Annotated in this window: 11 protein-coding genes and 4 tRNA genes; 10 read left to right on the top strand and 5 right to left on the bottom strand. The window is 66.5% G+C overall.

All coding sequences use genetic code 11. The features are described from left to right. The first annotated feature begins 16 nt into the window (after positions 1–16). From ABFX50_RS36710 to ABFX50_RS36725, 4 genes are read left to right on the top strand one after another with little or no spacing between them, the layout of a single operon-like run. Positions 17–1,432: an FtsK/SpoIIIE domain-containing protein gene (locus ABFX50_RS36710; RefSeq protein ID WP_346153076.1), complete on the top strand. Its 1,416-nt coding sequence runs from the start codon at positions 17–19 to the stop codon at positions 1,430–1,432. Then, positions 1,429–3,030 carry a replication initiator gene (locus ABFX50_RS36715; protein WP_346153078.1) on the top strand — a complete coding sequence of 534 codons (1,602 nt, stop codon included), beginning with the start codon at positions 1,429–1,431 and terminating at the stop codon, positions 3,028–3,030. Before ABFX50_RS36710 ends, ABFX50_RS36715 begins: the two co-directional genes overlap by 4 nt. Further along, complete coding sequence (locus ABFX50_RS36720) at positions 3,027–3,215, top strand: helix-turn-helix transcriptional regulator (protein ID WP_346131382.1); 189 nt, start codon at positions 3,027–3,029, stop codon at positions 3,213–3,215. The genes ABFX50_RS36715 and ABFX50_RS36720 overlap by 4 nt, the downstream gene beginning before the upstream one ends. Beyond that, a complete protein-coding gene (locus ABFX50_RS36725) occupies positions 3,212–4,594 on the top strand; it encodes a tyrosine-type recombinase/integrase (RefSeq protein ID WP_346153081.1) in 1,383 nt (460 codons plus the stop codon). The genes ABFX50_RS36720 and ABFX50_RS36725 overlap by 4 nt, the downstream gene beginning before the upstream one ends. Before the next feature lie 243 nt (positions 4,595–4,837). Here ABFX50_RS36725 and ABFX50_RS36730 read toward each other — a convergent pair. Both ABFX50_RS36730 and ABFX50_RS36735 read right to left on the bottom strand, forming a co-directional pair. Next, positions 4,838–4,913 (bottom strand) — tRNA-Lys (locus ABFX50_RS36730). Between the two features lie 52 nt (positions 4,914–4,965). Further along, a complete protein-coding gene (locus ABFX50_RS36735) occupies positions 4,966–6,120 on the bottom strand; it encodes an acyl-CoA dehydrogenase family protein (RefSeq protein WP_346153083.1) in 1,155 nt (384 codons plus the stop codon). 65 nt (positions 6,121–6,185) lie between these two features. Between ABFX50_RS36735 and ABFX50_RS36740 the strand changes: the two genes are divergently transcribed. Next, the gene (locus ABFX50_RS36740; protein ID WP_346153085.1) at positions 6,186–6,527 is read left to right on the top strand and encodes a PspC domain-containing protein; all 342 of its coding nucleotides are present in this window, start codon (positions 6,186–6,188) and stop codon (positions 6,525–6,527) included. Here the strand turns inward: ABFX50_RS36740 and ABFX50_RS36745 are convergent, their stop codons facing one another. Next, positions 6,528–7,814, bottom strand: coding sequence for an MFS transporter (locus ABFX50_RS36745; protein ID WP_183654205.1), 1,287 nt, complete (start codon positions 7,812–7,814; stop codon positions 6,528–6,530). Positions 7,815–7,930: 116 nt separating this feature from the next. After that, complete coding sequence (locus ABFX50_RS36750) at positions 7,931–8,281, bottom strand: metallopeptidase family protein (RefSeq protein ID WP_183654207.1); 351 nt, start codon at positions 8,279–8,281, stop codon at positions 7,931–7,933. Positions 8,282–8,365: 84 nt separating this feature from the next. Between ABFX50_RS36750 and ABFX50_RS36755 the strand changes: the two genes are divergently transcribed. The 4 genes from ABFX50_RS36755 (at position 8,366) to ABFX50_RS36770 (ending at position 10,193) form a co-directional block, all read left to right on the top strand. Next, complete coding sequence (locus ABFX50_RS36755; protein ID WP_346153087.1) at positions 8,366–9,793, top strand: metallophosphoesterase family protein; 1,428 nt, start codon at positions 8,366–8,368, stop codon at positions 9,791–9,793. An 82-nt stretch (positions 9,794–9,875) separates the two neighbouring features. Next, a tRNA-Glu gene (locus ABFX50_RS36760) sits at positions 9,876–9,948 on the top strand. A 91-nt stretch (positions 9,949–10,039) separates the two neighbouring features. Then, positions 10,040–10,114, top strand: a tRNA-Asp gene (locus ABFX50_RS36765). Positions 10,115–10,119: 5 nt separating this feature from the next. After that, positions 10,120–10,193: transfer RNA gene (locus tag ABFX50_RS36770), tRNA-Phe, on the top strand. 79 nt (positions 10,194–10,272) lie between these two features. Here ABFX50_RS36770 and ABFX50_RS36775 read toward each other — a convergent pair. Further along, the gene (locus tag ABFX50_RS36775; RefSeq protein WP_346153089.1) at positions 10,273–11,529 is read right to left on the bottom strand and encodes a site-specific integrase; all 1,257 of its coding nucleotides are present in this window, start codon (positions 11,527–11,529) and stop codon (positions 10,273–10,275) included. 110 nt (positions 11,530–11,639) lie between these two features. On the opposite strand from ABFX50_RS36775, the gene ABFX50_RS36780 reads away from it, so the two are divergent. Beyond that, on the top strand, positions 11,640–12,101 hold the full coding sequence (locus ABFX50_RS36780; RefSeq protein WP_346153091.1) for a PPC domain-containing DNA-binding protein: 462 nt from the start codon (positions 11,640–11,642) through the stop codon (positions 12,099–12,101). Positions 12,102–12,411 lie beyond the last annotated feature (310 nt).

Genomic DNA, 12,411 nt, shown 5'->3' on the forward strand with positions numbered 1-12,411 from the left:
GAGAGGTTCCAAGCTTATGTTCAAGCGGCTGCCCGGTGACGAGGCCCGCAACCTCGTCACCACCACGCCGGACACGGCCGTCGTCTTCCAACCGGCCGTGCTCAAAACCCCCGCCATCCTGACCATCCTCATCTACCTGTGGCGCGTCCTCGTCGCCCTCGTCCGTACCGTCTGGCGTCACCCGGTCGCGGTCGCCATCCCGCTCGCCCTGGGTGCCGTCTGGTACTTCTACGGCTGGCCGCTCGCCGCGAGCGTCTTCGGGTTTGTCGTCCTGGCTCTGACCGCCTGGGCGTTCGTCGATCGCGCCTCCTTCGCCCGTCTGGTCGGCTGGCGGCTGCTGGCCTGGTGGCGGCTCGTGTGGATCTACCGGCGTCACTGGCAGTCGGTCACCTTCGTCTCCGGGCTGGCCAAACGCATCAACGGCCGCGACTACCTGCCCTACCTGGTCCGCGTCCGCTGCGACGACTGGGCCGACCTGGTCACCGTCCGCATGCTCAAAGGCCAGGCGGTCAAGGACTGGACCGACCGCCTCGACAACCTGGCCCAGGGCTTCGGCGCCACCTCCTGCCGGGTGGCGCTGATCAGGGGCGGACGGCTACTGCTGACCTTCCCTCGCCGCGACCCGCTGGCCGCTCCCATCCCGGCGCTCCCGATCCCGGACGAGCCCACGGTGGGACCCGTGGAGATCGGCAAGCTGGAGGACGGGAAGCCGCTGCGCCTGAAAGTGCTCGGCACCCACGTCCTGATCGCAGGTGCCACCGGGGCGGGCAAGGGCTCGTTCCTCTGGGACACCATCCGCGGGCTGCTGGCGGCCATGCGGGCGGGCCTGGTGGAGATCTGGGCGCTCGACCCGAAGCTGATGGAGCTGTCCTTCGGCCACGAGTTGTTCACCCGCTACGCCGCTCACCCCGGCGACTGCGCCGACCTGTTAGAGGACGCGGTCGGCGTCATGCAGAAACGCGCGGCCCGCTTCGCCGGCCAGCAGCGCAACCACACCCCCACCACAGAGGACCCGTTCGTCCTGGTGCTCGTCGACGAGGTCGCGTTCCTGACCGCCTACCAACCCGACAAGCAACTACGGCAGCGCATCTCCGCCGCGCTGGCCACCCTCGCCACCCAGGGCCGTTCGGTCGGGGTCGGCGTCATGGCGGCCTTGCAGGACCCCCGCAAGGAGGTGATGAACATCCGCAACCTGTTCCCCGACAAGATCGCACTCCGGCTCGACGAATCCGAGCAAGTGGACATGGTCCTCGGCGACGGCGCCCGTGATCGCGGCGCCCTGGCCGACCACATCTCACCCGTCCCCGAACTCGGCGCCGGTGTGGCCTACATGCGGCTCGAAACGAGCCCCGAACCCGTCCGCGTTCGGGCGGCCTACGTCTCGGATGCCGACATCCGCGCCATGGTCGCCGAGTACGGGGAGGCTGCATGACAGATCGCTTCCTGCCTCGAGCAGTACGACTGGCCATGCCCCAGGCCCGCGAGGTCCTCGTCGAGGTCGCCAAGCTGCACGGCGTGTGCATCCGGCCCGTCCCGCTCAAGCGGCTGGACACCCACACCGGTCAGTGGGAGATCATCGACGTCCCCTTCGGCGCGACGATGGACAGCAAGTGCCCGCCGTGCGCCAAGCGCAACAAGCAGCTGCGGATGGCCCAGTGCCGCGAGGGCTGGCACCTCGACGAGGAACCCGCCATCACTCCCGACCCGGCCACCGAGGAGCAACGCTGGCTGGTCGAGTTCCGCGCCGACATCCAAGCCCAACGCGATCAGGCCGACCGCCTCGGCCAGGACACCACCGACCTGGACGCCGTGATCGTCGGCCTGGACGAGGAGATCAACGAGGCGGGCATGCGCGGCAACGTCCTGGGCCGCACCGCTCCGAAGCGCTCCCGCTCGACCCGACGGCGTCAGGACGCCCCAGAGCTGCCCAAGCGCACGATGACCAACACCACCCTCGGTCGCACCTTCACCGGCTCGGACGGGAAGGTCTACCGGCCGTCTCTGTTTGTCACTCTCACCCTGCCGTCCTACGGCAAGGTCATGAACGGCATCCCCGTCGATACCGAGAGCTACGACTACACGCGGGCCGCTCGTGACGCGCTGCACTTCTCCAAGCTGATCGACCGGTTCGTGCAGAACCTGCGCCGCGTGGCGGGCTACGACGTGCAGTACTTCGCCAGCGTCGAACCACAAAAGCGGCTCGCCCCGCACCTGCACATGGCCATCCGGGGCACCCTCCCACGCGCGGAGGTCAAGCAGATCGCCGCCGCGACCTATCACCAGGTGTGGTGGCCCCAGATCGACACGGTGAAGTTCGAGGGCGATCACCTGCCGGTCTGGGACGAGGAAGTCGGCTACCTCGACCCGGCAACCGGCGAGGTCCTGCCCACCTGGGATGAGGCCCTCGACCAGCTCGACGCCGATGAGGACGCCCAACCGGCGCATGTGATCCGCTTCGGCGACCAGATGGACGTCAAGGGCGTGCTCGCGGGTACCCGTGATGCCGACCAGTGCATCCGCTACCTGTCCAAGTACCTCACCAAGAGCCTCGACCAGGCCCTCGACGGCCAGGCCCAACGCGAGCACGCCGCCCGCTTCGTCGATGCCCTCCGCTACGAGCCCTGCTCGCCCACCTGCCCCAACTGGCTCCGCTACGGCGTCCAACCGAAGGGTGCCCGAGAGGGGATGGCTCCCGGCCGATGCCGGGGCAAGGCCCACAAGCCCGAGCACCTGGGCTACGCCGGTCGCCGCGTCCTGGTCTCCCGTAAGTGGAGCAACAAGACCCTCACCGAACACAAGCAAGACCGCCGCACCTGGGTCCTGGAAGCACTCGGCCAGGCCGACCAGTCAACCGACCCGCACCGCTACGTCTGGCGCCCTGTTCCGGCCGGCGACGCCAACGTGGAGCCCCTGACTGTCCGGCTCCTCAGGTCCATCCATGAACGACAGCGCTGGCGCGCACACCTACGCGAGCTGGAAGCCCAAGCAACCGGACAAGATCTTCCGGCAACTGAGGCGGTGGCGGCGTGAAGAGAGACGAACTCCTCACCGTCGCCCAGGTCCTCGACGAACTCGGCGGCATCTCCCGCCGCACCTTCTACCGCTGGCGCGAGATCGGCAAGGCGCCGCAAGGCATCCGCCTGCCCAACGGCGAACTCCGCATCTACCGCAGCGACCTCAACGCCTGGCTCGAATCCCTCCGGAGTGCAGCATGAACACCTCGTACAAGGTCAAGTTCTGGGACATCCGCACCAACACTCGCAACGACGGCAAGAGCAAGAAGCCCCGCGTCATCTCCCACACCGTGCGCTGGACGGTCGGCAACCGGGAGAGATCCTCCACCTTCAAGACCAAGGGCCTGGCCGAAAGTTTCCTGTCGGAGCTGCGGCAGGCGGCCAAGAATGGGGAGGCGTTCGACGAGGACAGCGGCCTCCCTGTGTCGATGGTCAAGGCCAAGGACCTGCGCACCTGGTACTCCTTCGCGGTCGCCTACGTCCACGCCTGGTGGCCTCACGCCGCGCCCAAGTCCCGCGAGGGCATGACCGACACCCTGGCCAACATCACCCCCATCCTGAGCACCGACGCTCCGGGCCGTCCCGAGGATGAGGTGATCCGGAAGGCGCTGCGGGAGTACGCGTTCCTCCCGCCAGATCGTCGCCCCGTCCCATCACCCGAGATCGCCAAAGCCATCCGGTGGATCGAAGCGGCGTCGCTGCCCCTGAGCGCCTTGAACGAGGCCAGGCACACGCGGGCCGTCCTGGAGGCGCTGTCGCTTCGCATGGACGGCAAGCCTGCGGCCACCTCGACCTACCGGCGCAAGCGTGCCGTCTTCCACCACGTTCTGGAGTACGCCGTGGAGCTGGAAGAGCTTTCGGCAAATCCGCTCCACAAGGTGAAGCTACGCAAGATCAAGTCAACGGGGGAGATCGATCGTCGCTCGGTCGTCAACCCGGGCCAGGCGCGCGAGTTGCTCGCCGCCGTGACCTACGTGGGGCGGTCGCGGGGTCAGATGATGATGGCCATGTTCGCCTGCATGTACTTCGGCGGCCTGCGGCCCGGTGAGGCGTCGGCACTGCGGAAGAAGGACTGTCACCTACCTGAGAAGGGATGGGGTCTGCTGACGCTGGAGAAGACTTCGCCCGAGACCAACAGCCGCTACACGGACTCGGGGGAGAGTCACGACGAGAGGGGCTTGAAGCACAGGGAGCAGAAGGCGACGCGCCCGGTACCCATCCCGCCCGAGCTGGTGAAGATCCTTCGGCAACACATCAAAGATCAGGGAGTCGGCGAAGACGGGCGGCTCTTCCGGACCAGCACAGGCAAGCCGTTCCCCGGCTCGACGGTCTCGAAGGTCTGGAGGGAGGCGCGTACGTACGCCTTCACCCCTGATCAGGTCACCTCGCCACTGGCGGGCAGGCCGTATGACCTTCGGCACGCTGCCGTCTCCCTCTGGCTCAACGCGGGCGTCCATGCACCCGAAGCGGCTGAGCGAGCCGGGCATGGCGTCGATGTCCTGCTGCGCGTCTACGCCAAGTGCATCGACGGTCAACGTGCGGTCGCGAACCAGCGCATCCTCGATGCCCTCGCCGCATGACACAGGGTGCTCGTCACCAGGACCCCGGGGAACACTCGGGGTCCTTCGTCGTTCGCGGCTGCGGAATGCGCCGTGGAAGCTTCCGAAACGCGCGGCCGACCTGGGCAAACGCCCCAAGATCCATTCCGCGTATATTCCGGGAGGCGTGGCATCCGGCTGCTTTCGGCGGCATTCAGCCGCCTACGTAGCTCATGCCGTACAGGAGAGAAACCCCAGCTCAAGCAGGGGATTCGAGGTGGAGAGTGGTAGGGCGCCCGGGGCTCGAACCCGGAACCTACGGATTAAAAGTCCGCAGCTCTGCCAATTGAGCTAACGCCCCTCGCAAGATGCAGGGTACAGAGAGTACAGCCCTGCGCGCGACGTCCGTAGCCTCACCGGTACGCCGACAGTCCCGTCAGGGCCTCTCCCAGCACCAGCGTATGGATCTCCTCCGTCCCCTCGTACGTCAGCACGCTCTCCAGGTTCGTCATGTGCCGGATCACCGGGTACTCCAGGGTGATCCCGTTCCCGCCGAGGATCGACCTGGCCTGCCTGGCGATGTCCAGCGCCGCCCGCACGTTGGAGAGCTTCCCGAAGCTGACCTGACGTGGGGAGAGCTCCCCTGCGTCCTTCAGCGACCCGAGGTGGAAGGCGGTCAGCGAAGACTGTGCCAGCCCCACGTACATCCACGCAAGCTTCTCCTGCGTCAGCTGGAAGCCGCCGATCGGCTTGCCGAACTGGACGCGCGTCTGGGAGTAGGAGATCGCCGACTCGAGGCAGGCTCTCGCGGCGCCGACCACGCCCCACAGGATGCCGAAGCGCGCCTCCGTCAGGCAGGAGAGCGGCCCGCGCAGGCCGACCACCTCAGGCAGGACGGCCGAGCCGGGCAGGCGGACGTCGTCGAAGTACAGGGAGGAGGTCACCGAGGCCCTGAGCGACATCTTCTTGTGAATCGGGGGAGCGGAGAACCCGGGCGTGTCGGTCGGGACGACGAAGCCGCGCACGCCCTCGTCGGTCTGCGCCCAGACGACGGCCACGTCGGCGACAGAGCCGTTGGTGATCCACATCTTGGAGCCGTTGAGTATCCAGTCGGATCCGTCGCGCTTGGCGTAGGTGCGCATGGAGGAGGGGTCGGAGCCGTGGTCGGGCTCGGTCAGGCCGAAACAGCCGATGGCCGACCCTGAGGCCATGCGGGGGAGCCACTCCTCCTTCTGCGAGGGTGACCCGTACTTCCAGATCGGGAACATGGCCAGGGAACCCTGAACCGAGACGAACGAGCGCAGCCCCGAGTCGCCCGCCTCCAGCTCCCTGCACGCCACGCCGTACGAGGTGGCGTCGGTTCCTGCGCAGCCGTACCCCTCGAGATGCATCCCGAGCAACCCCAGCTCGCCCAGCGCGGGCGCCAGCTCGCGCGCGGGGAAGACGGCCTCTTCGAACCAGTCGCCCACGTACGGCAGGACGCGGTCGGAGACGAAGGATTTGACGGTGTCCCTGATCAACCGCTGGTCGCCGGTGAGTCGGTCGTCGACGCGCAGGATGTCATCCATACCCCAGGGTTCTACCAGGGGGAATCCCGATGTGGAAACGCCTGGCTGAAGGGCAGTCTTGAGGCATGAGCGAATCGAACATCAAGCAGCTGCGCAGGACCCGCAACGGCAGGATCGTCGCGGGCGTCTGCTCGGGCATCGGCGACTACATCGGCATCGACGCCAACCTGGTCAGGATCGGCCTGGCCATCGCCTCGCTGTTCGGCGGGGTCGGTGTCGGCGTCTACGCGATCGGCTGGCTGCTCATGCCCGACGAGGGCAAGAACACCTCGATCGTCCAGGACCTGATCAACAACAGGCAGGTCAAGACCAACACCTGGCAGCAGGAGACGCCTGACTACAGCCCCACCGCCGGCTGGGAGCGCCAGGAGCCCACGGTTCCCGGTGACCAGAAGCCGCAGGCGTGATCAGGCGGCAGCCTGGGCGCGCACCCTGGCGACGATGTCGCCGCGAGACTCGGTCCACATCATGGCCAGCACGGCCGCGACCGTGACCCCGCTGATGCCCGCGAGCGCGACGACGGGCTCGGGGCCGAGTCTCTCGGCGGCGAAGCCGCCGATCAGGATGCCGATGCCCTGGGCCGCCATGAGCCCGGACTGCACCAGGCCGAACGCCTGGCCGCGCCGTTCAGCCGGAACGCACTGCACGAAGGCGGCATTGGCCGCCAGCTGGTAGGCGCCGCCGATCCCCGACAGGATCCACAGCGCGAGCACCACGATCAACGGTGGCCGCATCGCGCAGACGATCAGCGGTGCGCAGGTCAGCATCGACAGCCACCCCATCGCGCGCAACCGCCCCGACGGCGAGACGAACCTGCTGAACAGCAGCGCGCCGATCACCGTCCCCGTCGGCATCGCCGCCATCAACAGACCAGTGATCACCGGCACGGGCAGCGTCGTCCCGGACGCCAGCTGCGCCGCATAGGGCACCGCGATGCCCTCAGGCAGCACGTAGAACCCGCACAGCCAGGCGAAGAGCACCAGCGTGCGCAGCTTCCTGTCGCCGAAGACGAGAGAGGCGCCGGCTCGTGTCATCGTCCACATCGACGGCTTCGATCCGTCGGTACGGCCGGCGGCGGGCCTTCGCCGTACACCTGAGACGATGATCAGCGCCGAGGCGAGGAAGGTGGCCGCGTCCAGCGCCAGCGCGCGGTAGGGCCCCATGAAGGCGATCATCGCGCCGCCCGCGGCGAAGCCGAGCATCTGGATGGCCTGGTTGGTCATGTTCTGCAGCGCAGAGCCTGCCACGTAGCGGTCGCCCAGCAGGATCTCGGGCAGCAGCGCCGCCCGCGCCGCCGAGAACGGCGCGCTGAGCAGAACCACGAAGAACACCAGCACGCACAGGGCGGCGAACGGCATGCCCGGCACGGCCATGACGGCCACCAGCAGCGCGCGCAGCAGATCACACACGATCATCACGCGGCGGCGCGCGAACCGGTCGGCCAGGCCCGAGAGCAGCGGGCCTCCGACGATGGACGGCAGATAGGTCAGCGCGTAGACCGCGGCCGTGGCCAGCGGCGACCCCGTTCTGTTGAACACGAGGACGGCCAGCGCCACCTGCGCCAGCTGGTCGCCGAGCAGGGAGAGCCCCTGGCCGTACCAGAGCGCGCGGAACTCTCGTATGGCGACGACCTCGCCGTACGTGGCTTGTCGTTCGGAGGCACGTCTGTGCCGCCCCGGAAGCCTGGCCCCCATAGGTCCCCGCTGAACCTGACTCAGAGTGCTCGCTATGTCACCTAAGGTGCCTGCCGGGAACCTTCAGCGCAACCTAAAGCAGTCAGGCCTTTGCAAAGTGTAATCAGGAGCGGGGTCTACCAGCCGAGTTGGTGGAGTCGGTCGTCGTCTATCCCAAAATGGTGGGCTATCTCGTGGATGACCGTGATCCGCACTTCCTCCACCACGCGAGCTTCCGTATCGCACATCTGGCATATCGGATTGCGGTAGATCTCGATCCGGTCGGGCAGAACCGCGGAGTACCAGTCGCCGCGCTCGGTGAGGGGAACACCGGTGTACAGCCCGAGCAGATCCGGCTCCGGTGGATCGTCGACGACCACCACCACGACGTTGCTCATGACGCGCGTCAGCTCCGGAGGGATCGTGTCCAATGCTTCGGCCACGAGTTCCTCGAACTTCTGCCGGGACACCTCGATCACGGTTGCCATTCTGCCCCGTCCGTCGGGTAAGCAAGAAAGCGTATGAACTTCATAAGAACAGTCATACGGTCCCGCGCCGCGCGCATCGCTGCGGTGCTCCTCGTGTCCGCGGTCGGCGCCTGGCTCGGCATCATCCTCAGCGGGACGGTCCGCGCGCAGGTGGGGCCCGTCGAGACGGGGATGTCGCTGAGGCCCGCATGGACCGGCGAGACCGTCGTCGACGCCCACCCGCTGGGGACCCTGCGATTCCGCAGCCACGACGCCCCGCTCCAGCTGCGCATCACGCTCGAGAACATCGACCAGGAGAAGGCCAAGGCGCTCATCGACGATCCGCGCATCGCCAACAGGCTGCCCGAGATCATCGAGAACGACCTGCGCTCAGGCGTCGAGGCCCTGGTGATCCGCTCCCTGCTGTGCGCCGCGGCGGGCGCGCTCCTGGCCGGCTTCGTCGTCTTCCGAAGCCCCAGGATCGCGCTGTACGGCCTGCTGGCCGCCGCCGTCGCCCTCGCGGGGACCGGCGTGTTCGCGGCCGTCACCTTCCGCCCCAGCTCCCTCGTCGAACCGCGCTACTCGGGGGTGATCGCCGTCGCGCCGTCCCTGGTCGGCAGCGCGCAGTCGATCGTGACCAAGTTCGAGTCGTACCGCCAGCAGCTCACCAAGCTCGTCACGAACGTCTCCAAGCTCTACGACGCGGTCAACGCCCTGCCCACCTACGACGCCGACCCGGCCTCGATCAAGGTGCTGCACGTGTCGGACATCCACATCAACCCCATCGCGTGGAACGTCATCCGCTCGCTCAAGGAGCAGTTCAAGGTCGACCTCATCGTCGACACGGGCGACATCTCCGACCACGGCACCAAGGCGGAGAACGCCTTCATGGAGGAGATCGGCAAGCTCGGCGTGCCGTACGTCTTCGTCAGGGGCAACCACGACTCGCGGACCACCGAGAGGGCCGTCGCCAAGCAGAAGAACGCCGTGGTGCTCGACAACGCGTCCGCCACCGTCGCGGGACTGCGCATCTACGGCCTGGGCGACCCCCGCTTCACGCCCGACAAGTCGGTGCCGGTCAACAACGACCCTGCCCACATGCGCGACTTCGGCCGTCAACATGCCGTACGGCTGCCGCGTCCCTCGCCCATCGACCTCGTGGCAGTCCACGACCCCGACGCGGCCAAGGGCTTCTCCGGCGCCGCTCCCATGGTCCTGGCGGGCCACTCGCATCGCCGATCGACCACGGTCCTGCCGACGGGAACCCGCGTGCTCGTCCAGGGCTCCACGGGCGGCGCGGGGCTTCGCGCGCTGGAACACGCCGAGCCGACCCCCGTCCAGGCCTCGGTTCTCTACTTCGACAGAGCCAGCCACAGGCTCCAGGCCTGGGACGACATCACACTCGGCGGGCTGGGGGAGCAGTCTGTTCACATCCAACGTCACGTCGAGCCGGACCCTCGACGTATGATTTCCCCAGAGCCAACGACAGCCCCGTCGCCAACGGGAACCGTCAGCGGAACTTCCGATGGATAGCCACTTTGGCACTGGGGCCGATCGTCCCCTATGCTTCAGAGGTCTCCAACGGAAGACGTCAGGAACAGGACGCAAGTCCTGAGCCCCCATCGTCTAGCGGCCTAGGACACCGCCCTTTCAAGGCGGCGGCACGGGTTCGAATCCCGTTGGGGGCACGGCTTCACCGGAAGATCGGCAGGACGAAGTCCTCCGAAACACTGGTAAGCTAAGCGAGGCGCTCCGGCCGAAAGGCCGGAACGAAAGCAAGGTCCTGTAGAGCAGTTTGGAGTGCTCGCCACCCTGTCAAGGTGGAGGTCGCGGGTTCAAGTCCCGTCAGGACCGCTCTGGGTCAGGTAGCTCAGTTGGTACGAGCGTCCGCCTGAAAAGCGGAAGGTCGGCAGTTCGACCCTGCCCCTGACCACCCTTCTTGAACAGCAAAAACGCCCCATCCATGATCGCATGGACGGGGCGTTCGTGTGTCTGCGTGTCTAACTGCGTGACTAAGACTCCGAAGTCAGTGGAAAGATCTCATCCATCACGGTCGCTCCCTCCTGCATGACGGGCCTGATCTGCTTGCGGTAGACGGTCTCTGTGACGACCGTGTTGGTGTGCCCGACCAACCGTGAGATGTGCTCGATCGGGACATCGTGAGCGGAGAGCAAGGACACGAAGCTGTGCCGCAACTCGCGGGGCGTCCACTCCGCCGGGTTGATGCCGTCAGCGCCCTTGAGGGCGATCCGGAAGTCTCGCCGTACGTTCTCCGCCGTCATGGCGGTTCCGTTCCTGGTGCCGAACACTAGGCGCTCGCTGAGCTTCTCTGCGCGCTCACCTTCTGCTTGCTCGGCCAGCAGGGCCTTGAGGGCAGTCACACAGCGGGTCGGAATCCGCAGGGAGCGGCGCGATTTCGTCGTCTTGGTGTCTCCTGACTTCCGCACAGAGCGCCAGACGTAGATGGCGAACTGTTCGTGTTCCCACCCTGCGTCCGTGACGGCCCGCCAAGTCTTCCTGTCGGCGTCGTAGGCCACGACGTGATCCCAGCGAAGATCTCGCAGTTCCTCGGTTCGCGCGCCGGTGAGCAGCGAGACCACGATGTAGGCGCGCATGCGGCGCGTCGCGGTCTCGGCGGTCCTGAGCACCGCTTCCGCCTGATCGATTGTGAGCGCCTTGGAGGGGCGCCCTGACCGGCCTTCGGGTACCTCGCATAGCTCCACGACGTTGCGCTTGACCAGGTCACGGCGCATGGCGTTACGTACCGAGCGGTCCAGGATGTTGTGGATCAGCTTGAGTGAGCGGGTGCCGAGAACGCCAGTCTTGCTCGACAGCCAACGGTCCACGTCTTCCACCGACAGCTTGCTGAGCTTGCGCTTGCCGAGCGCTGGGATCACATGGGTGTCGGCGTACCAGGTGTAGGTCCTGATCGTCTTCTCCGATCGACCCTTGAGTCCGTTGGCTAGCCAGTACGTCACCGCGTCCTTGACGGTGCTGTCCGATGTGGCCACGGCCAAGCCGTCTTCGTAGTCCCGCAGCACCTGCTTGAGCTTGGCCAGGGCTTCGGTCTTGGTCTTGCCACTCCCGCGCTTGACGATGCGCTTGCCGTCGGGGCCGTAGCCGAGACTTGCTGTGGCGATGAACCGCTGGCGTTTAGCATCCCATGGCCCCGTCCACGAGAACACGTACGGTTTCGACGGCTCGGAGAGAGACTTGATCGAGCGTGGCCTGATCCCCGCCGGATACCTTGATCCCTTGAAGGCCCGCATCCTGCTTCGCCTGCTTCTCTCCCCTCGGGTGCTGACACCGCTCGCATCGGTGAGACGTTCGCGGCAGTCAACGGGCGCGCCTGAGCTGCAAGGAATCGAGGATCATCACCATGCGAGCCCACGAGCTGACCTTGGGGCGCACGTTCGGCGTGACGTTCGACCATGGCGACGACTTCATGACGGCGCTCTCCGACTTCTGCCGCGAGAACGGCGTCCGTCAGGGCTACATCCCCATGTTCCTCGCGGGCTTCGCTGAAGCGGAGATCGTGGGCACGTGCGAGAAGCTTGAAAACCCCGACGCTCCGGTCTGGTCTAAGGTCCACCTGGCCAATGCGGAAGCCATGGGATGCGGGACCATCGCGGCGGACACCGAGACCGGCGGCATCCTGCCGCACATCCACACCACGCTAGGGCTCAAAGAGCGGTCCGCAGTAGGCCACACGAGCCACCTGCTATCGGCTCGCGTGCAGTTCCTCACGGAAATGCTCGTGGTCGAGGTGACCTCACCATCCATGACGAGGCCCCGCCAGCCGCGCCTCTATGACGTCCCGCTCCTTACCTTCGGAGCTTGAGGGCGTGATCATCACTAGGGACTGGAGATTCATTCTTCGCACCCTTGTTGGAGGCGAGTAGGCGTCCCTGATGTCCCTCCTGTCTCTGAATGGAGGTTGACCTGCAGAAACGTCTCTGTAATCGAGGGACAGTCCAGGGACAGCCTGTCGGGAGTGTCCCTGACAGTCGTAGAAGGGTAGAGAAGCTCTGTAACAAGATTAACTTCTGTTCGGATGTAATGGATATGAGGATGTGCGCGTTGCAGCCTCTCCATCACGGCGGTGTCCTGGGGCTTCGTCTTCAACAGGTGTGATCTCAAGGTAAGTGGCC

Source organism: Nonomuraea recticatena (genome assembly GCF_039533245.1).
Classification (GTDB): Bacteria; Actinomycetota; Actinomycetes; order Streptosporangiales; family Streptosporangiaceae; genus Nonomuraea; species Nonomuraea roseola.

What these genes read in the sequence shown, in the direction of transcription:
- ABFX50_RS36745 (WP_183654205.1), bottom strand. Translation starts at nt 7,814, where the DNA reads ATGGGGGCCAGGCTTCCGGGGCGGCACAGACGTGCCTCCGAACGACAA.
- ABFX50_RS36710 (WP_346153076.1), top strand. Translation starts at nt 17, where the DNA reads ATGTTCAAGCGGCTGCCCGGTGACGAGGCCCGCAACCTCGTCACCACC.
- ABFX50_RS36735 (WP_346153083.1), bottom strand. Translation starts at nt 6,120, where the DNA reads ATGGATGACATCCTGCGCGTCGACGACCGACTCACCGGCGACCAGCGG.
- ABFX50_RS36780 (WP_346153091.1), top strand. Translation starts at nt 11,640, where the DNA reads ATGCGAGCCCACGAGCTGACCTTGGGGCGCACGTTCGGCGTGACGTTC.
- ABFX50_RS36740 (WP_346153085.1), top strand. Translation starts at nt 6,186, where the DNA reads ATGAGCGAATCGAACATCAAGCAGCTGCGCAGGACCCGCAACGGCAGG.
- ABFX50_RS36715 (WP_346153078.1), top strand. Translation starts at nt 1,429, where the DNA reads ATGACAGATCGCTTCCTGCCTCGAGCAGTACGACTGGCCATGCCCCAG.
- ABFX50_RS36725 (WP_346153081.1), top strand. Translation starts at nt 3,212, where the DNA reads ATGAACACCTCGTACAAGGTCAAGTTCTGGGACATCCGCACCAACACT.
- ABFX50_RS36775 (WP_346153089.1), bottom strand. Translation starts at nt 11,529, where the DNA reads ATGCGGGCCTTCAAGGGATCAAGGTATCCGGCGGGGATCAGGCCACGC.
- ABFX50_RS36750 (WP_183654207.1), bottom strand. Translation starts at nt 8,281, where the DNA reads ATGGCAACCGTGATCGAGGTGTCCCGGCAGAAGTTCGAGGAACTCGTG.